Origin of the sequence: Alloalcanivorax xenomutans, from assembly GCF_900217905.1 — a bacterium.
In the GTDB taxonomy this organism is placed as follows: Bacteria; Pseudomonadota; Gammaproteobacteria; order Pseudomonadales; family Alcanivoracaceae; genus Alloalcanivorax; species Alloalcanivorax xenomutans.
Map to the genome: position 1 here is coordinate 1 of NZ_OBMO01000013.1, position 18,360 is coordinate 18,360.

Genomic DNA, 18,360 nt, shown 5'->3' on the forward strand with positions numbered 1-18,360 from the left:
CCACAGTCTGTACCCTAGGGTCAGAAGCTTGCCTGGTCCCTCCACCCCGACAAGTCTCTTCTTTCTAAGACTTGCCGGGTAACCATACAAGCTTGCCTGCAAGCGAATTGTGTTTCAGGGAAAGATTCGCTTGCAAGCAAGCTCCCACAGCGGCTTCGTGGCAACCCCTTTATGGCCAAGAGGCCGACGGCAGCCCGGGGAGGCGGCGTTCTGGATTTTTCCGGCTCCGCCGTGTAGTTTGCAGACCAGTTCCGGGTGGAGACAGAGCATGTATGTGGTAGGCGTCACCGGTGGCATTGGCAGTGGTAAAACCGCCGCCACCGATTTCCTGGCCCGTCTGGGCATTACCATCGTCGATGCGGATCAGGCATCCCGGATCGTGGTGGAGCCGGGGCAACCGGCACTCCATGCCATCGTCGATCGGTTCGGCGAGCGGATATTGCAGGAAGACGGCACACTCAATCGCCGGGCTCTGCGCGATATCGTATTCAGCAACGATCAGGCTCGGCGGGAGTTGGAAGCGATTACCCATCCGGCCATCGGCGACGAGCTGCGCCGGCAGATCCAGGACAGCGATAGCGACTACACCGTGCTGGTCTCGCCTTTGCTGCTGGAAGGGCGGCAAAAGGACATGACCCATCGCGTTCTGGTGGTCGACGTGCCCGGTGAAATTCAGGTGGCCCGCACCGTGAATCGGGATCAGGTCCCCATGGAGCAGGTGGAGGCGATCATGCGTGCCCAGCTGTCACGGGAAGAACGCCTGGCCCGGGCCCACGACGTGGTGACCAACGACGGTCCCCTGGAGCGGCTTCATCAGCAACTGGAACAACTGCATCAACGTTATCTGGAGTTAGCCCGACGCCATGGCGGATAACACCACTCGCATCTACCCCTGTCCCCATTGCAAGAAACCCACCCGCTGGGACGACAATCCCTGGCGGCCGTTTTGCAGCGAACGCTGCAAGATGATCGATCTGGGTGCCTGGGCCTCGGAGCAACATGTGATTCCGGGGGATCCGAACGCGCCGGTGGACGATCTCGACGACCCGGAGCGGTAGTCAATCCACCCCGGGCCAGAAGGCGCGGATACCGGCGACGCCATAGGCGCCGTGCTCCCGGGCCGTGCTCAGATCATCCGGGGACAACCCGCCCAGGGCATAAAACACCAGCGGCCGCCCTTCGGTGAGCGCGGCGAAACCGCCCCATCCCATGGGCGCCACATCGGGATGCGTGGCGGTGGCCGCCACCGGCGATACCACCGCCATGGGGATATCCAGCGCCAGAGCCTGCTCCAGGGCCGCGGCATCGTGGCATGCGGCGGAGATCACGCCGGTAAACCCGTTCAGTTCCACCGTCGACGCGGCCATCAGAGCCCGGCGGCTCAGATGCAATCCGGCGGCCCCTTCCCGCGCCGCCAGCGCCGCATCATCCCGGACCCAGAAAGGCAGGCCCCGTTCACGGCAGCACGCCGCCAGCCTCGGCAGTGCCGGACCCTGACTCCAGCCACGCAGATACACACCCTGCCGTCGCGGGTCCAGCCGCTCCAACCCCTGGACCACGGCTGGCTCCTCGAGCCCCTCGGGCACCACCACCCACTCCGGCGGCAGTCTCAGTGCCAGCGCCACTGGGCGATTGGCGGCGGGAAACGCGCGCTCGGTGATATCGGCCAGCGGCACCCACTCCACCGGCTGGCCCTCGCGGCCGTGGGGCTCGCCGCTGTAGCGCCGCACCTCACGGAAATGCAGGGTGACCTTGAGGTCCGGGTAGCGGTGGCGCACGGTCATGAACGGCTCGCATCCGGTCACATCCAGCCCAAGCTCCTCATGCAGTTCGCGGGCCAGGGCAACGTCGAGAGCCTCTCCCGGCTCCACCTTGCCTCCCGGGAACTCCCAAAGCCCGCCCTGATGCTTGTGCTCCGGGCGGCGGCTCAGACACAAGCGTCCGTCTCCGTCGCGAATAATGCCCGCCACCACGGTGATTTCCGGAAGGCTCTCATGGGAATCAGACATGGTCAGGTACGATACTCGGCGTTGATTTTCACGTAGTCATAGCTGAAATCACAGGTCCACATTTGCCCCCGGCCCGCTCCCGCCGCCAGGTCCACACGGATGGTGATTTCCGGACGCGCCATGACGGCGGCGCCGCGTTCCTCGGTGTACTCATCGTCGACGCCACCTTCATTGACGATACGAACCTCATCCAGCCAGATCGCCACCCGGCTCACGTCAAGGGTATCGATCGGCGCGCGCCCCACAGCGGCCAGAATACGGCCCCAGTTGGGGTCGGAGGCAAACAGGGCGGTTTTGACCAGCGGGGAATGAGCAATGGTTTCCGCCACCACCAGGGCATCACCGTCGCTGGCGGCGCCTTCCACTTGAATCTCAACGAACTTGGAGGCCCCCTCAGCATCGCGGATCAGGGCCTGGGCCAGCTCCACGAACACCTGCTCCAGCGCCTGGAACACCAAGCGGGCAGCCTCGCTGTCCTGCTGCTCGATCGGCGCCGCCCCGGACTGGCCGGTGGCGATCAGAATGCAGGCGTCATTGGTGGAGGTGTCACCATCCACGGTGATGCGATTAAACGAAGCATCCGCCAACTGGCGCACCCAGCGATCCAGCAACGGCTTGGCGATATCCGCGTCGGTGGCGATGTAACCCAGCATGGTGGCCATGTTCGGTTTGATCATGCCCGCTCCCTTGGCGATGCCGGTGATGTTCACCGGCACACCGCCAAGCTCCAGGCGGCGGCTGGCCACTTTCGGCACCGTGTCGGTGGTCATGATGCCTTCGGCGGCACGCCCCCAGCCATGCTCATCAAGAGTCTCCAGCGCCGCCGGCAAGCCGTTTTCGAACGGTTCCATGGCGAACGGTTCACCAATCACGCCGGTGGAAAACGGCAGCACTTCAGCCGGGTGGCACAGAGCCAGCTCCGACAGCAGCACGCAGGTCTCCTCACACAGAGCCAGCCCCTTGTCACCGGTACCGGCATTGGCATAGCCGGTGTTGATCATCAGGTAGCGAGGCGCTTTTTCCGTCAGGTTACGGCGTGCCACCTGTACCGGCGCGGCCTGGAAGCGGTTGCGGGTGAATACGCCGGCGGCACGGCTGCCCGGCGCCAGCTCGATCACCACCAGGTCCTTACGTTGGGCTTTTTTAATGCCCGCTTCCACCGCGGCCAGGCGCACGCCGGCCACCGGAAACCACTGCGACTGCGTCATGTTCGATCCTTCACCAAGGGTCATGGAATGATGCGGGCCACCTGTTCGCGACCCTGATTGATAGCATGGCCTTTCCGGGCCGAAAGGGGCAAGGCCCCCGAAAGGGGCAAGGCCCCCGAACGCACCAACCCCGCCGATGGCGGGGTTGGATGGGAAAGCGCTCTCCCCTCGCGGGGAACCGCCATGATCACGTTTCCAGACGGCCGCAGCAGTGCTTGTACTTCTTGCCGGAACCGCAAATACAGGGTTCATTGCGGCCCACTTTGCGGCCTTCGCGTACCACCGGCTGGGCCACCCGCGGCGGCCCCTGGGTCTGGATACCGTCGCCGGACGCGGTGGGCGCGGCCATCTGCTCTTGTTGCGCCTTCATCCGCTCCGCCTGTATCCGGGCTTCTTCCTGGCGCTGGGCTTCCAGCCGTTCCACTTCGTCGTCGCGCCGCACCTCGAAATTATGCAGCACGCGAATCAGCTCGTGCTGGATCTGATTCAGCATGGCCTGGAACAGCTCGAAGGCTTCCTTCTTGTATTCCTGTTTCGGGTTCTTCTGCGCATAGCCGCGCAAGTGGATGCCCTGGCGCAGATGATCCATGCTGGCCAGATGATCTTTCCAATGACGGTCAAGGATCTGCAGCATCAGGTGTTTTTCGATCTGGCGCAGGGTTTCCTCGCCAACTTCCTGCTCCTTGCGGCGGTATTCCTCTTCCATGGTCTCGATGACCTTTTCCACCACCCCGTCGATGTGCAGCCCGGTATCTTCCTTCAACCACTGGCTTACCGGTGCCCGGCAGCTGTACTCGCTCGCCAGGGTACGCTCCAGTCCATCCACATCCCACTGATCTTCCACCGAACCGGGCGGCATGTAGGCATGAATTTCATCCGGCATCACGTCACGGCGGATGCTCTCAATGGAAGACGCCAGGCTCTCGGATTCCAGAATCTGCTCGCGCTGGCTGTACACCACGCGGCGCTGGTCATTGGCCACGTTATCGTATTCAAGCAGGTTCTTCCGGATATCGAAGTTGCGCGCTTCCACCTTGCGCTGGGCATTCTCGATGGCACGGGTCACCCAGCGGTGCTCGATGGCCTCTCCGTCCTTCAGACCCAGTGAACGCATCATGTTACGTACCCGGTCGGAGGCGAAGATGCGCATCAGGTCATCTTCCATGGACAGGAAAAAGCGGGTGTAACCCGGATCGCCCTGACGGCCGGCGCGGCCACGCAGCTGGTTGTCGATACGGCGGGATTCGTGCCGCTCGGAGCCGATGATATGCAGGCCGCCGGCCTCCAGCACCCTGGCGTGATTGTCCCGCCATTCCTCCCGGATCTTCTGCGCCTCCGCCCCATCCGGATCCTCGAGATGCTTGATCTGCTCCTCGGGATTGCCGCCGAGCACGATATCGGTACCGCGGCCGGCCATGTTGGTGGCGATGGTCACGGTGCCCGGCCGGCCGGCCTGAGCAATGATCTGGGCTTCACGTTCGTGCTGCTTGGCGTTCAGCACCTGGTGTTTGATCTTGTCCTGATTGAGGCGATGGGACAGGTATTCGGAGGCCTCGATGGTGGCGGTACCCACCAGCACCGGCGCGCCTTTCTCGACACACTGTTTCACCTCGTCGACGATCGCTTCGAATTTTTCCTTCAGTGTCAGGTAGACCAGATCGTTGGCGTCGATCCGCGCCATCGGACGGTTGGTGGGGATCACCACCACGTCCATGCCGTAGATCTGGCGAAACTCCACTGCCTCGGTGTCGGCGGTACCGGTCATGCCGGAGAGTTTGTCGTAAAGGCGGAAGTAGTTCTGGAACGTGGTCGAGGCGAGCGTCTGGTTCTCCTGCTGGATGCGCACCCCTTCCTTGGCTTCCACCGCCTGGTGGATGCCGTCGGACCAGCGCCGGCCCGGCATGGTCCGGCCGGTGTGCTCGTCGACGATGACGATCTGGTCATTCTGCACCACATACTCCCGGTCCCGGTGGAACAAGGCGTGGGCCTTGAGGGCGGCGTGCACGTGATGAAGCAGCGTCAGGTTATGGGCCGCGTACAGGCTCTCCCCTTGCTCCAGCAGATCGTTCTCCACCAGCAACGACTCAATCAGTTGGTGGCCTTCCTCGGTCAGTTCCACCTGCCGCTGCTTTTCATCGATCACATAGTGACCTGTTTCATCGCCCTCTTCCGGCTGCGGCCGGAGCCGCGGCATCAGCAGATTGACCTGGCGATACAGTTCGGAGGAATCGGAAGCGGGGCCGGAAATGATCAACGGGGTACGGGCTTCGTCGATGAGGATGGAGTCCACTTCATCGACGATGGCGAAATTGAGTTTGCGTTGCACCCGGTCTTCCAACCGGAACGCCATGTTGTCACGCAGATAGTCGAAGCCGTATTCATTGTTGGTACCGTAAATAATGTCGGAACCATAGGCTTCGCGTTTTTCCGGCGCCGGCTGCTGGGAGTAAATAATGCCGACGCTGAGGCCGAGAAACTCGTACAGGGGACGCATCCAGTTGGCGTCCCGCTCGGCCAGGTATTCGTTCACGGTCACCACGTGCACGCCCAGACCGGACAGGGCGTTGAGGTAAGCCGGCAAGGTCGCGGTGAGAGTTTTACCTTCACCAGTACGCATCTCGGCGATACGCCCCTCGTGCAACGCGATCCCGCCCAGCAGCTGCACATCGAAATGGCGCATCCCCATGATACGGGTGGCGGCCTCGCGGACCACGGCGAACGCTTCCGGCAACAGTTCATCCAGCGTCTTGCCCTCGGCGAAGGCGGCCCTCAATTCGCCAGTCTTGGCTTTCAGCGCCTCGTCATCCAGTTTGGCCATGTCGTCACCAAGCGCGTTGATCGCCGTGACCAGGCGGCTCATACGCTTGAGTTCACGGTCATTCTTGGTGCCGAAGACTTTCTTTGCGATGGAAGACAGCATGAAACGTCCGTTTTTTCTCAATGGGTGGAGCAGAGCGCCCCGCGCTAAGGAGGGATCATTCTACTCACGAGATTGGGTAGGGGCGACCATAATTCAAGCCTTGGGCGGAGGAATCAAGACCCGGGTGACGGCCCCGGGCCATTGGGGGCGCTTGACAGCACCCCGGTTCTCACCCGCTTCCGCCGTTAGCGGCGCGCCCGGGCAATATAGGGGGAGGGATCCACCTGCTGGCCGTTCTTCAACACTTCATAGTGCACATGGGGACCGGTGGAACGGCCGCTGGTGCCGACGATAGCGACGGTATCACCGGTGCGCACGATATCTCCCACTTCCACGGTGACACTCTTGGCGTGGGCATAGCGGGAACTGATACCGTTACCGTGATTGATTTCCACCAACTGCCCGTAGCCGGTTTTCTTGCCAGCGAAGGTGACGACACCGGACGCGGTGGCAATGATCGGCGACCCGTCCCGGGCGGCGAAATCCACGCCCTTGTGCCAGGCCACCCGGCCACTGAACGGATCGGTGCGGCGGCCATAGCGGCTGGACATCCAGCCATGCGGAATCGGCCGGCCGGACAGGAAGGTTTCATCCTTGAGCTGGCGATTGGCCAACAGCTTTTCCAGGATGTCCAACTGTTGCTCGCGCCGCTGCAAAGCACTGGTCACCCGCTCCAGCTCCTGCATGAACGACGGCGGCGTAAAGCTGCTGCTGCCCTCCACTTCCGGACCGCCGATGGCCGGGGCGCTGCTGAAATCGAATTCCTGGCTGTCGATGCCGGCCACGTCCACCAGACGTTCCCCGAGAGCATCCAGACGCACCAGTCGTGCTTCGGTGTCCGCCAGTTGCAGGGTCAAGGCGCGAAACTGTTCCGCGCTGAGACGGGACAGGTCCGCCACTTCACGCTTCTGCTCGTCAAGTTCGCTCTGGAACCGCTCGGCCACGGCTTCGGTGTACGCCGGCGGCGCCAGTTTGTAATTCAGCCAATAAGCGCCGGTACCCAGGGCCACCGGCAGCGCCACCATTATGAAAAGCGCCAGATACAGCCAGGATCGGGACAACTGCACCGATCGGGCATGGCCGCCCTTGCTGTTAAGCCATATGATGTTCATGAGTGTGGAAACACCCCTTCCAAAAAGTCTTCAGGCCAACGGTCCGAGGGCCCACGGAATATCCATTCATAAATGACAATGCCGGTGGTGCCGGGCGGCACCGTCCCCCGCTGGTCTCCCCGGTTTCCTTCGTGCCACCCGGCCGGTTATGGTCTGGCCGTGGTTCGACGAGCCCGGTGTAGCTGGCGAGAGACTTATCGTTTTTTTTACAATTAGCCGGGTAGTGTAAGGAAATACCATGGCCAACACAAACCGGCCCCAAAACCTCGGGGCGCTGCTCAAACGCCACCCCAGACTGGGGCGGCTGGCGTCCAATGCCCGCGCCCAGCCCGCGCCCTCTCAAAGCCGGGATCCGCGAGCGTGCCTGCCGCCCGCGCTGCGTGACCGGGTCATGCTGGTGGAAGAATCGCAGCGCTGGCTGGCGCTGGTGGAAAACAGCGCCACCGCGCAGTTGTTGCGCTTCCATCTGCCCCGGCTGCAACGGGCTCTGCCCGGCGGCGCCAGCGTCAAAATCGTGGTGACCGGGCGGCGCCAGCTTGACGGCGGCTCCTCCACGCACGCCATGGATGAAGGCAAATACCGTGCCATGGGGCCGGTTCTGGATGAGGAAAGTGCGGCTCATATTGCTCGCGCGGCGCGTGACATGGACGATCCGGGCCTGCGTGAGGCCCTGGCCCGATTGGCCAGCCGGGTCAAAAAGTGACGAAAAGGGTCATTTGGAGGGCGTAATTGCCCACCCCGGCCGCGGGAGGGTGGCCGGGGTGGATCGGGGAAGCGCACCGTTATTCGGCGGTGGCCAAAGGTCCAGCGTAGGAGATCGGCGCCGCGTCAGCGTCCTCGAACGTCACCACTTCGTAGGCGTCCGGCTGGCTCAGCAGTTCGCGCAGCAGGGCGTTGTTCAAAGCGTGACCGGACTTGTGGCCCACGAATTCGCCAATCAGGCTGTAGCCCAACTGATACAGGTCGCCGATGGCGTCCAGCATCTTGTGCTTCACGAATTCGTCGTCGTAACGCAGACCGTCCTCGTTAAGGATGCGGTATTCGTCCACCACGATGGCATTGTCGACACTGCCGCCCAACGCCAGGTTCTGGCTGCGCAGGAACTCGATATCACGCATGAACCCGAAGGTCCGGGCGCGCGCCACTTCCTTCACGAACGAGGTCGTGGAGAAATCGATGCTCGCCAGCTGATCGCGTTCCTCGAAGACCGGGTGGTCGAATTCGATCGAGAAAGTCACCTTGAACCCGTCAAAAGGCACGAAAGTGGCAACCTTGTCGCCTTCTTTCACCGTCACCTTCTTCTTGATCCGGATGAACTTCTTGGCCGCCTCCTGCTCACGGATACCCGCGGACTGCAGCAGGAACACGAAGGGCCCGGCACTGCCATCCATGATCGGGACTTCCGGTGCCGACAACTCCACATAGGCGTTATCGACTCCCAGCCCCGCCATGGCGGAGAGCAAATGCTCAACCGTGCCCACCTTGACGCCGTTCTGCACCAGGGTCGTGGACAAGGTGGTTTCGCCCACACTGTGGGCCCCCGCCTTGATCTCCACTACCGGGTCCAGATCCACGCGGCGAAACACGATGCCAGTGTCCACCGGCGCCGGACGTACCGTCAGGTAGACTTTCTCACCGGTATGCAACCCTACGCCGGTGGCGCGGATTACGTTTTTGAGTGTTCGTTGTCTGATCATCGATCCGTCACAAAGCTACCGGTATCCTGAAAAATAAGGATACTGCCATCCTCGAAGCGTTATAAGAGGATAAGTATACCCAAAATCCCCTTACCGCACCATTGACCGTGCCTATCGCGCCGTTAGCCGCGCCGCCGTCAGTCGGCCTGACGGCGGAGGAAGGTCGGGATATCAATGAAGTCCAGATCTTCCGCGGTATTCACCGCGCCACGGCCGGAACCGCCCATGCTTTGCTGCACGGCACGACGGCGCTCGACGGCGGGACGCTCCAGGTCGTTGTAATCGACCCGGCCTTCCGCGCCCAGAGGGTTCTGACGGCCACGCACCACTTTCAGTTCCTGCTGGGCACCCAAACCGGTGGCGACCACCGTTACGCTGATATTGTCGCCCATATCCGGATCGATGGCCGTGCCGATGATCACATTGGCTTCCTCGCTGGCCAGCTCGCTGACGATGTCACCCACCTCGGAGAACTCATCCAGAGCGATGGACTCGTTGGCGGTGATGTTGATCAGGATGCCGCGGGCGCCACGCAGATCCACATCCTCCAGCAGCGGGCTGGAAATGGCGGCCTGAGCGGCTTCGGCGGCTCGGTTGTCGCCGGTGGCGATACCGGTGCCCATCATAGCGGTACCCAGCTCACTCATCACCGTGCGCACGTCGGCGAAGTCGACGTTGATCATACCGGGCCGGACGATCAGGTCGGCGATCCCTTTCACCGCGCCCTGCAGTACTTCGTTGGCCGCTTTGAACGCGTCCAGCAGGGTGGTGGAACCGCCCAGCACCGACTGCAGCTTCTCGTTGGGGATGGTGATCAGGGAGTGCACCTGGTCACGCAGAGCCTGGATGCCTTCCTGGGCGGAGCGCATGCGCTTCTTGCCCTCGAACGGGAACGGTTTGGTCACCACCGCCACCGTGAGGATACCCAGTTCCTTGGCGATCTCGGCCACCACCGGCGCCGCGCCGGTACCGGTACCACCGCCCATGCCGGCGGTGACGAATACCATGTCCGCGCCGTCGAGCAACTCGGCGATGCGGTCACGGTCCTCCAGCGCCGCCTGCCGGCCGATTTCCGGGTTGGCACCGGCACCCAGACCCTTGGTCACCTGGCTGCCCAGCTGAATCACGGTCTTGGCCGAGGAGTTGCGCAGGGCCTGTGCGTCGGTATTGGCGCAAATGAAATCCACGCCTTCCACGTTAGAGCGCACCATGTGGTCCACGGCGTTGCCGCCGCCGCCACCAACGCCCACCACTTTGATCACCGCGCCATGGGGTACGGAATCTTCCAGTTTGAATTGCATAATTGATCTCCCGCTTGTTGCTTCCCTGGTACTGCTGTTTTTTCAATTCCGGCCGCCTTGGCGGCCGGGCCTGAAACCGTTGCAAATCGACTTAGAAATTGCCCTGGAACCAGCGCTTGAAGCGCTCGACCCAGTTCACCTGTCCACCACCGGCCTGGGCGCGCGCGCTCAAGCCTTCCTTTTCCATCCGCAGCCCGTAGAGCAGCAAGCCCACGGAAGTGGAATAAATCGGGTTGCGCACCACATCGGTGAGCCCGGCCACGCCCTGCGGCGTACCCAGCCGCACCGGCATATGGAAAATTTCCTCCGCCAGTTCCACCGCGCCTTCGATCTTGGAGGAGCCGCCGGTGAGCACGATGCCGCCGGGGATCAGGTCCTCGTACCCGGACCGGCGGATTTCCGCCTGGATCAGGGTGAACAGCTCGTCGTAACGCGGCTCCACCACCTCGGCCAGATTCTGGCGGCTGAGGGTCCGTGGCGGCCGGTCGCCGACGCTCGGCACCTTGATGGTTTCGTCGGCGCCGGCCAGTTGCGTCAGCGCGCAGGCGTACTTGATCTTGATCTCGTCGGCGTGCTGTTTCGGCGTGCGCAGCGCCATGGCGATATCGTTGGTGACCTGATCACCGGCAATCGGAATATTGGCGGTGTGGCGGATCGCCCCTTCGGTGAAGATGGCGATATCGGTGGTGCCGCCGCCGATGTCGACGATACATACGCCCAATTCACGCTCGTCCTCGGTAAGCACCGAATAGGCGCTGGCCAGTTGCTCGAGGATGATGTCCTCCACTTCGAGACCGCAGCGGCGCACGCATTTTTCCACGTTCTGGGCGGCGTTCACGGCGCAGGTCACCAGGTGCACCTTGGCTTCCAGACGCACCCCGCTCATGCCCACCGGTTCGCGCACTCCTTCCTGGTTGTCCACCACGTATTCCTGCGGCAGCACATGCAGGGTCTTCTGGTCCGCCGGAATCGCCACCGCCTGGGCGGCGTCGATGACGCGGTCGATATCCGCCTGCATCACCTCCCGGTCACGGATGGCGACAATGCCGTGGGAGTTGAGGCTGCGCACGTGGGATCCGGCGATGCCGGCGTAGACCGAGTGGATCTGGCAGCCGGCCATCAGCTCCGCCTCCTCCACCGCCCGCTGGATCGAGCGCACCGTGGCCTCGATATCCACCACCACGCCTTTCTTCATGCCGCGGGAGGGCTGCGACCCAAGGCCCACCACCTCGACGGTGCCTTCGCTGGTCACCTGACCGACGATCGCCACCACCTTGGAGGTACCGATGTCCAGTCCCACGATCATGTTGTCCATTGCGTTCGCCATTAGCGCCTGCCTCGATCCGTTATACTTTGCCCGCCCGGCGGGCGGATGCCGCTTGCGCGTCCTGGTCATCCCGCCAGGTGACCGCCACGCCATCGGCGTAGCGCAGATCCACCCGGGCCACGCCGCGACTGTCGGTGCTCAGCACCCCGCGGTACAACCGCACGAAGCGGCGCAGCTTGTTCACGTACTGTTCCCGATCCACCACCAACTGCATGTTGTTATTCAGGGTCAGGCGGGCGGTGAGACGCGCGTTCACCTCCATCCGCTCGATCCCCAGGCCAATGTCGCTGAGCAGCTTGGCCATGCTGTGGTAGTAACTCATTACTTCGTCGAGCCGTTGCTCCGGTCCGTTCAAGCGCGACAGCCCGGAAAGGTCGTACTGCTTCAACGCCTTGAACGGTTCGCCGGTATTGGAGACCAGCAAGGTCTCGTTCCATACCGCCACCGGTTCCCGCTCGGTAACGGTGAGCACCACGGTATCCGGCCACTGGCGCCGCACCGAGACGTCCGCCACCCAGCTCAGTTCCCGCGCCTGGTCATAGATCCGGTCCAATGGCGCGGTAAAGTAGTTGGCGTCACGCACCAGGGCAGCCAGCTTGGTCTGCACCTGCTGCTGACGGCGGACATCGGTGACACCGTCCACGCCCACCTTGCGCACCGGGTAGTGATCCAATACCCGTGGCAGGTAAATCACACCGCCCACCAGCACCGCCGCCACCAGGGCCACCAGCACCGCCGGCACCGCCGCCGCCAGGCGCTCACGCAGCGGCACCCGGGGCGTCTTGCGCCGGACGCTGGAAGCACCACGGGAACGTGGTTGCGCTCCCTTTTGACGGCGAGGCGCCTTAGCCACGGCGTTTACCTCCTTTGCGCGGCGGGAACCGGTCCACCGCGTCCAACAGAATCCGCGCCACCAGAATCGGGAACTCATCACCGGCGGCACGGGCGGCCATCGGCACCAGGCTGTGGTCGGTCATGCCGGGCACCGTGTTCACTTCCAGCAGTTGCCAGCGACCCTGTTCGTCACGCATCACATCGACGCGCCCCCAGCCCTGGCAACCCACCACCTTGAAGGCCCGCAGCGACAGCGCCCGCAGTTCGCTCTCGTCCTCGTCGCTGAGCCCCGCCGGACACAGGTACTCGGTGCTGTTGGACTGGTACTTGGCCTCGTAGTCATAGAACTGATTCGGTGTCTTCAACCGGATCGCCGGCAACACCTGCTCACCAACCACGGAAACGGTGTACTCGGGGCCATTGACCCAGGCCTCCACCAGCACTTCGCTGTCGTACTGGCGGGCGTCATCCAGCGCCCTGCGCAGTTGCGTCTCGTCTTCCACCTTGGCCATGCCAATGGAGGAACCCTCATGGGCCGGCTTCACCATCAGCGGGAAACCCAATTCGGCCAGCGCCTCGCCGTCATCATCCGCGCCCACCACATGGAACGCCGGAGTCGGCAGACCAACGCCTTTCCACAGCCATTTGCTGCGCACCTTGTCCATGCCGATGGCCGAGGCCATCACCCCGGAGCCGGTGTACGGCACACCGAGATGTTCCAGCACGCCCTGGATCACGCCGTCCTCGCCACCACGGCCGTGCAAGGCGATGAAGGCCACGTCAAAGCCCTTGAGGGTTTCGACCCCCACTTCCGACGGATCCACCAACTCAGCGATCAATCCCAATTGGCGCAGCGCCTGATGGACCTCGGCACCGCTTTTCAGGGATACCGGGCGCTCGGCCGAGCTGCCGCCGGCCAGCACCGCCACCCGACCGATGCGTGCCAATCGTTGTTTCATGGCGTTATCGATCATCATGACCGTTCTCCTCTCACCCGCTCGGCCAGATCCCGCGCGATCGTTCCCACGTTACCGGCCCCCTGGGTCACCAGCAGATCACCGTCGCGCAGCAGGTTCTCCAGCAAGGCGGGCAGTTTCGCCGGGTCGTCGACGAACACCGGTTCCACCTGGCCGCGCTGACGGATACTGCGACACAGGGCACGAGCGTCGGCGCCCGGCACCGGCTCCTCGCCGGCGGCATACACTTCCAGCATCAGCAGCACATCCACCCGCGACAGCACCTCGACGAAATCCTCGTAAAGGTCCTGGGTCCGGGTATAACGGTGCGGCTGAAACAGCATCACCAGCCGCCGTTGCGGCCAGCCCTCGCGGATCGCCGCCACGGTGGCGGCCACTTCCCGGGGGTGGTGACCGTAATCGTCCACCAGGGTGGCGCCGCCGCCCTGGCAGGGGTATTCACCAAGCACATCGAAGCGCCGGCCCACCCCGCTAAAGCCGTTCAGGGCACGCACGATGGCCTCATCCGGAGCCCCTTCATCACTGGCCACGGCAATCGCCGCCAGCGCATTCAGAATGTTGTGACGCCCCGGCATGTTCAGAGTGATCTCCAGCGGTTCACCCTCGGCGCGCACCACCCGGAAACTGGTGCTCATGCCGTGGGCGCTGACCGCTTCGGCGCGCAGATCCGCGTCCTCGTCGAAGCCGTAGCGGATCACCTGCCGGTTCACCCGCGGCAGTAACCGGCGCACCACCGGATCATCGACGCACATCACCGCCACGCCGTAGAACGGCAGATTGTGGAGAAACTCGATGAAGGTATTCTCCAGGCGGGCGAAATCACCGCCGTAGGTGTGCATATGGTCGGCATCGATGTTGGTGACGATGGCGCTCATCGGCTGCAGGTGCAGGAAGCTGGCATCGGACTCGTCCGCCTCGGCCACCAGATAACGGCTCTGACCCAGGCGGGCGTTGGTGCCGGCACTGTTGAGACGGCCGCCGATGACAAAAGTCGGGTCCAGTCCGGCCTCACCGAGAATCGCCGCCACCATGGAAGTAGTGGTGGTCTTGCCGTGGGTACCGGCCACCGCGATGCCGTGACGGAAGCGCATCAGCTCCGCCAGCATCTGCGCTCTCGGCACCACCGGGATACGCAACTCGTGGGCACGCGCCACTTCCACGTTATCCGCGCTCACCGCGGTGGAGGTCACCACCACGTCGGCGTCTTCAATGTTCTCGGCGCGGTGGCCAATGTCCACGCGCACGCCCAGCCGGCGCAGACGTACCACCACCGGCGACTCCTTGATGTCACTGCCGCTGACCTGGTAGCCCTGGTTGGCCAGCACCTCGGCGATACCGCACATCCCGGCGCCGCCGATGCCGACAAAATGGATGCCGCGAATGCGCCGCATCTCCGGCACCACATGGCTGTTGGCGGCCTGGTTACTGGCGGCGACGTTATCGGCCATCGGCCACCTCCTCACAAAGTCGGGCCACTCGCTCGGCGCTGTCGGCGATGGCCAGTTGACGGGCGCGGCAGGCGAGTTCCGCCAGCGCGTCCCGCTCGGTCATGCCGGCCAGGCTGCGCGCCAGGGCGCTGGCGTTCATATCCCGCTGCGGCAGCATCAGGGCGGCGCCACGATCCACCAGCCAGTTGGCGTTCAGAGTCTGGTGGTCGTCCACCGCCGTCGGCAGCGGCACGAACAACGCCGCCACGCCGGCGGCGGCCACTTCCGCCACGGTCAGGGCGCCGGCACGGCAGACCACCAGATCGGCCCAGTCATAGGCCTGCGCCATGTCATCGATGAATTCGGTCACCGTGGCGTTGAGCCCCAACGCCTTGTATACCGGCCGGGCCTCCTCGGCGCGGCCACGACCACATTGGTGGCGCACTTCCAGGTGTGGCCCCAGCGCGGCCAGCAGCAGTTCCGGCAAATCCTGATTCAAGGCCAGAGCGCCCTGGCTGCCGCCCAGCACCAGCACCCGCAGGGGGCCGCGCCGGCTGGCGTAGCGCTGGGCCGGATCGTTCAGGCCGGTGATCTCCTCGCGTACCGGATTACCCACCCAGATAGCGCCGGGCATGGCCCCTTCGAAGCCTTCCAGCACCTGATCACTGAAGCGGGCCAGCAACCGGTTGGTCATTCCCGGTACCGCATTCTGTTCGTGAATCACCAGAGGCACGCCGCACAGCCGCGCGGCGATACCGCCGGGGGCGCTGACGAAACCACCGAAGCCCACCACCAGCACCGGCCGCTCGCGGCGAATCACCGACCGGGCCTGCCATACCGCGCGGATCAACTGCAGTGGGCCGATCAATTTGCGTTTGAGGCCGCCACCGCGCAGCCGTCCCACGCCCAGGGTCGCCACCGGGAAGCCGTAACGCGGCACCAGCCGCGTTTCCATGCCGTCCTCGGCACCCAGCCAGAGGATGCGGTAACCGGCGGCCTGCAATTGCTCGGCCACGGCCAGCGCGGGGAAAACGTGGCCACCGGTGCCGCCGGCCATGATCAGGATGGTCCCGCTCATCGCTTCGCCCTCCCCCGCGCTTGCAGTTCCTGCTGCTCCGCGCTGGCGCGCAATACCAGCGCCACCATCACCGCGGAAATCACCAGCGAAGAACCGCCATAGCTGACAAAAGGCAAAGTCAGCCCCTTGGTGGGCAGGACACCCATATTGACTCCCAGATTGATGAACGCCTGGGCGCAGAACACAAAGGCGATGCCGTAAACCACATAGGCGTGGTAGAGAAAACCCCGTTGCTCCAGGTTGTGGCCGATACGGAACACGCGCCAGCCGAGCAGGCCGAAGCCGAAAATCAGCAGCAAGGTACCGAACAGCCCCCACTCCTCCGCCAACACCGCGAAAACGAAATCGGTGTGCGCTTCCGGCAGGTAAAACAGTTTCTGCACGCTGTTACCCAGACCCACGCCAAACCAATGGCCGCGACCAAAGGCGATCAGGCTCTGCGTCAGCTGATAGCCGGACCCGTATTGATCCGCCCAGGGATCGAGAAAACTCATCAGCCGCGCCACCCGGTAGGGCTCCGCCACGGCCACCAGGGCCGCCAGGCCCACCGCCACCAGCCCGATCAGCAGGAATCGCAGGGTCGGCACACCGGCCAGGAACAACATGCCCATGGTGGTGATACCGAGCACCACCACGGCGCCGAAATCCGGTTCCAGCAACAGCATGAAAGTCAGCAGCCCGAGCACCCCCAGCGGCACGAAAAAAGCCTTCCACTGGGTTTCCAGTTCCGCCTTGCGCTGGGCCACGTAACCGGCCAGGTAAAGCACGAAACACAGCTTGACGATCTCGGAGGCCTGAATCGTCATACCCGGCAGCGCGATCCAGCGCGTGGAGCCGTTCACTTCACGGCCCAGACCAGGGACGAACACCAGAACCAGCGCCACCACCGCCACCGGCAGCATGGCGAAGCGCAGCCGCTCCAGCAGTGCCAGCGGCACACAGCAGTACACAGCGGCGCCGATGCCCAGGCTGATCAACAAATAAGTGCCATGGCGGATGCCGTAATAGAACGGGTTATCCAGCCGGGTTTCGGCGATCTGCAGCGACGCGGACGTCACCATCACCAGCCCCACCAGCGTCAGACCGATCGCCGACCACATCAAAACCTGATCGAGCTGCCCGGCCCGCGGGCGCATCAGCACACTAGCCATGGCTCACCTCCCGGGCATGCCGGGCGAAATCATCGCCGCGTTCGGTGTAGCCGCTGTACATGTCGAAGGAGGCGCAGGCCGGCGACAGCAGCACGGCGTCACCGGGCTGGGCCAGTTGCCGCGCCCGTGTCACCGCCTCGGCCATGGTCTCGATCCGTTCACGAGGCACGCCGATCAGACCGTCCGCCACCTTGTCCGCGTCTTCACCGAGCAGCAGCGCCGCGCGCAGGTATTGCCGGGCAGGCTCCGCCAGCGGAGAGAAATCCTGCCCCTTGCCCTGCCCGCCGGCGATCAGAATCACCTTGCCGTTGATGGCTTCGCCAATGCCGGTCAACGCCGCCAGCGTGGCGCCCACATTGGTGGCCTTGGAATCGTTGAACCAACGCACGTCGCCGGCTTCCGCCACCATCTGGCAGCGATGGGGCAAGCCCTGGAACGCACACACCGTGGCCAGCGCGGTCTCCCGTTCCAGCCCCAGGGCATCGGCCATGGCCAGCACCGCCAGTACGTTCATGGCGTTGTGATGGCCGGTGAGCGTCAGCTGGTCCAGCGTCAACAGGGTTTCGCCCTTGTAAAGCAGAGCGTTCCGGTCGCTGTCGAGCCGATAGTCCGCTTGCGGGTGGCTGCCGAAGGTCACCTCCCGCGGCACCGGCACCTGAGGGCGGGTGGCCACGTCATCGCGATTCCATACCGCCACCTGACAGCCGTCGTAGATGCGCTGCTTGGCCGCCAGGTAGTCACTGAAGCGGTTGTAGCGATCCAGATGGTCCTGGGACACATTGAGGATCGTGGCCACCTGGGCATTCAGGCTGTAGGTGGTCTCCAACTGGAAGCTGGACAGCTCCAGGACGTACAGACCGGCGTCGCTGGCGAGCAGATCCAGCGCCGGGATTCCCAGGTTGCCGCCAACCCCCGGCTGACGGCCGCAAGCTTCGGCCACTTCACCGAGCAGGGTGGTAACGGTGCTCTTGGCATTGGAACCGGTGATCGCCACCAGCGGGCGGCTGGCGGCACGGGCGAACAGTTCGATGTCGCCGATCACTTCCTTGCCTTCCGCGATCTGCGCGGCGATGGCCGGGGTGGAAATCGCCACGCCGGGGCTGACGATCAAACGGCGGGCACGTTCCATCCAGCCTTTCTTGAAGCCGCCGGTATGCACCTTCAGTTTGGGGAATTCCGCGTGCAGATCATCCAGGCCCGCCGGAGCCTGACGGGTGTCGAGAGCGCGCACGGCCATACCCTGCCCCTGCAAATAGCGGAGCACGGAGCGGCCGGAAACACCCAGGCCAATGACCAGATCAAACGCGTCCTTCGTCATC

At 63.8% G+C, this 18,360-nt stretch carries 16 protein-coding genes; 3 read left to right on the plus strand and 13 right to left on the minus strand.

Annotated elements, in window-relative coordinates:
- Window positions 1-268 precede the first annotated feature (268 nt).
- Entirely contained in the window at window positions 269-874 is a 606-nt protein-coding gene (gene coaE, locus CRO06_RS11590) for a dephospho-CoA kinase (RefSeq protein ID WP_022995249.1), read from the plus strand.
- Window positions 864-1,058, plus strand: a complete 195-nt coding sequence (locus tag CRO06_RS11595; protein WP_022995248.1) for a DNA gyrase inhibitor YacG — start codon at window positions 864-866, stop codon at window positions 1,056-1,058. Before coaE ends, CRO06_RS11595 begins: the two co-directional genes overlap by 11 nt.
- Here the strand turns inward: CRO06_RS11595 and CRO06_RS11600 are convergent, their stop codons facing one another.
- The 4 genes from CRO06_RS11600 to CRO06_RS11615 all read right to left on the minus strand — a co-directional run bounded on the left by CRO06_RS11600 (window position 1,059) and on the right by CRO06_RS11615 (window position 7,249).
- Window positions 1,059-2,009: a Nudix family hydrolase gene (locus CRO06_RS11600; protein ID WP_097058492.1), complete on the minus strand. Its 951-nt coding sequence runs from the start codon at window positions 2,007-2,009 to the stop codon at window positions 1,059-1,061.
- A gap of 2 nt (window positions 2,010-2,011) precedes the next feature.
- Complete coding sequence (argJ, locus tag CRO06_RS11605) at window positions 2,012-3,217, minus strand: bifunctional glutamate N-acetyltransferase/amino-acid acetyltransferase ArgJ (RefSeq protein WP_097058493.1); 1,206 nt, start codon at window positions 3,215-3,217, stop codon at window positions 2,012-2,014.
- Window positions 3,218-3,404: 187 nt separating this feature from the next.
- Complete coding sequence (gene secA / locus CRO06_RS11610; protein ID WP_097058494.1) at window positions 3,405-6,137, minus strand: preprotein translocase subunit SecA; 2,733 nt, start codon at window positions 6,135-6,137, stop codon at window positions 3,405-3,407.
- Between the two features lie 185 nt (window positions 6,138-6,322).
- Entirely contained in the window at window positions 6,323-7,249 is a 927-nt protein-coding gene (locus CRO06_RS11615; RefSeq protein WP_022995244.1) for a M23 family metallopeptidase, read from the minus strand.
- Window positions 7,250-7,487: 238 nt separating this feature from the next.
- Between CRO06_RS11615 and CRO06_RS11620 the strand changes: the two genes are divergently transcribed.
- Window positions 7,488-7,952, plus strand: a complete 465-nt coding sequence (locus tag CRO06_RS11620) for a hypothetical protein (RefSeq protein WP_097058495.1) — start codon at window positions 7,488-7,490, stop codon at window positions 7,950-7,952.
- A 79-nt stretch (window positions 7,953-8,031) separates the two neighbouring features.
- On the opposite strand, the gene lpxC is transcribed toward CRO06_RS11620, so the two are convergent.
- The 9 genes from lpxC to murD all read right to left on the minus strand — a co-directional run bounded on the left by lpxC (window position 8,032) and on the right by murD (window position 18,359).
- Entirely contained in the window at window positions 8,032-8,946 is a 915-nt protein-coding gene (gene lpxC / locus CRO06_RS11625) for a UDP-3-O-acyl-N-acetylglucosamine deacetylase (RefSeq protein ID WP_022995242.1), read from the minus strand.
- A gap of 137 nt (window positions 8,947-9,083) precedes the next feature.
- Window positions 9,084-10,247 carry a cell division protein FtsZ gene (gene ftsZ / locus CRO06_RS11630; protein ID WP_097058496.1) on the minus strand — a complete coding sequence of 388 codons (1,164 nt, stop codon included), beginning with the start codon at window positions 10,245-10,247 and terminating at the stop codon, window positions 9,084-9,086.
- Between the two features lie 91 nt (window positions 10,248-10,338).
- Window positions 10,339-11,574 carry a cell division protein FtsA gene (gene ftsA, locus CRO06_RS11635; protein WP_026948624.1) on the minus strand — a complete coding sequence of 412 codons (1,236 nt, stop codon included), beginning with the start codon at window positions 11,572-11,574 and terminating at the stop codon, window positions 10,339-10,341.
- 19 nt (window positions 11,575-11,593) lie between these two features.
- The gene (locus tag CRO06_RS11640) at window positions 11,594-12,427 is read right to left on the minus strand and encodes a cell division protein FtsQ/DivIB (protein ID WP_244902819.1); all 834 of its coding nucleotides are present in this window, start codon (window positions 12,425-12,427) and stop codon (window positions 11,594-11,596) included.
- Window positions 12,420-13,382 carry a D-alanine--D-alanine ligase gene (locus CRO06_RS11645; RefSeq protein ID WP_051414213.1) on the minus strand — a complete coding sequence of 321 codons (963 nt, stop codon included), beginning with the start codon at window positions 13,380-13,382 and terminating at the stop codon, window positions 12,420-12,422. Before CRO06_RS11645 ends, CRO06_RS11640 begins: the two co-directional genes overlap by 8 nt.
- Entirely contained in the window at window positions 13,382-14,833 is a 1,452-nt protein-coding gene (murC, locus tag CRO06_RS11650; protein WP_022995238.1) for a UDP-N-acetylmuramate--L-alanine ligase, read from the minus strand. The genes CRO06_RS11645 and murC overlap by 1 nt, the downstream gene beginning before the upstream one ends.
- A complete protein-coding gene (gene murG, locus CRO06_RS11655; RefSeq protein WP_022995237.1) occupies window positions 14,823-15,890 on the minus strand; it encodes an undecaprenyldiphospho-muramoylpentapeptide beta-N-acetylglucosaminyltransferase in 1,068 nt (355 codons plus the stop codon). Before murG ends, murC begins: the two co-directional genes overlap by 11 nt.
- A complete protein-coding gene (gene ftsW / locus CRO06_RS11660; protein WP_022995236.1) occupies window positions 15,887-17,041 on the minus strand; it encodes a putative lipid II flippase FtsW in 1,155 nt (384 codons plus the stop codon). Before ftsW ends, murG begins: the two co-directional genes overlap by 4 nt.
- Window positions 17,034-18,359, minus strand: coding sequence for a UDP-N-acetylmuramoyl-L-alanine--D-glutamate ligase (gene murD, locus CRO06_RS11665; protein ID WP_022995235.1), 1,326 nt, complete (start codon window positions 18,357-18,359; stop codon window positions 17,034-17,036). The genes ftsW and murD overlap by 8 nt, the downstream gene beginning before the upstream one ends.
- Window position 18,360 lies beyond the last annotated feature (1 nt).

Bases quoted from the DNA above. Each gene is read 5' to 3' on its own strand.
- coaE (WP_022995249.1), top strand. From the start codon at position 269: ATGTATGTGGTAGGCGTCACCGGTGGCATTGGCAGTGGTAAAACCGCC.
- CRO06_RS11595 (WP_022995248.1), top strand. From the start codon at position 864: ATGGCGGATAACACCACTCGCATCTACCCCTGTCCCCATTGCAAGAAA.
- lpxC (WP_022995242.1), bottom strand. From the start codon at position 8,946: ATGATCAGACAACGAACACTCAAAAACGTAATCCGCGCCACCGGCGTA.
- CRO06_RS11620 (WP_097058495.1), top strand. From the start codon at position 7,488: ATGGCCAACACAAACCGGCCCCAAAACCTCGGGGCGCTGCTCAAACGC.
- murC (WP_022995238.1), bottom strand. From the start codon at position 14,833: ATGGCCGATAACGTCGCCGCCAGTAACCAGGCCGCCAACAGCCATGTG.
- ftsW (WP_022995236.1), bottom strand. From the start codon at position 17,041: ATGGCTAGTGTGCTGATGCGCCCGCGGGCCGGGCAGCTCGATCAGGTT.
- CRO06_RS11615 (WP_022995244.1), bottom strand. From the start codon at position 7,249: ATGAACATCATATGGCTTAACAGCAAGGGCGGCCATGCCCGATCGGTG.
- secA (WP_097058494.1), bottom strand. From the start codon at position 6,137: ATGCTGTCTTCCATCGCAAAGAAAGTCTTCGGCACCAAGAATGACCGT.
- CRO06_RS11645 (WP_051414213.1), bottom strand. From the start codon at position 13,382: ATGATCGATAACGCCATGAAACAACGATTGGCACGCATCGGTCGGGTG.
- ftsA (WP_026948624.1), bottom strand. From the start codon at position 11,574: ATGGCGAACGCAATGGACAACATGATCGTGGGACTGGACATCGGTACC.
- murD (WP_022995235.1), bottom strand. From the start codon at position 18,359: ATGACGAAGGACGCGTTTGATCTGGTCATTGGCCTGGGTGTTTCCGGC.
- murG (WP_022995237.1), bottom strand. From the start codon at position 15,890: ATGAGCGGGACCATCCTGATCATGGCCGGCGGCACCGGTGGCCACGTT.
- ftsZ (WP_097058496.1), bottom strand. From the start codon at position 10,247: ATGCAATTCAAACTGGAAGATTCCGTACCCCATGGCGCGGTGATCAAA.
- argJ (WP_097058493.1), bottom strand. From the start codon at position 3,217: ATGACGCAGTCGCAGTGGTTTCCGGTGGCCGGCGTGCGCCTGGCCGCG.
- CRO06_RS11600 (WP_097058492.1), bottom strand. From the start codon at position 2,009: ATGTCTGATTCCCATGAGAGCCTTCCGGAAATCACCGTGGTGGCGGGC.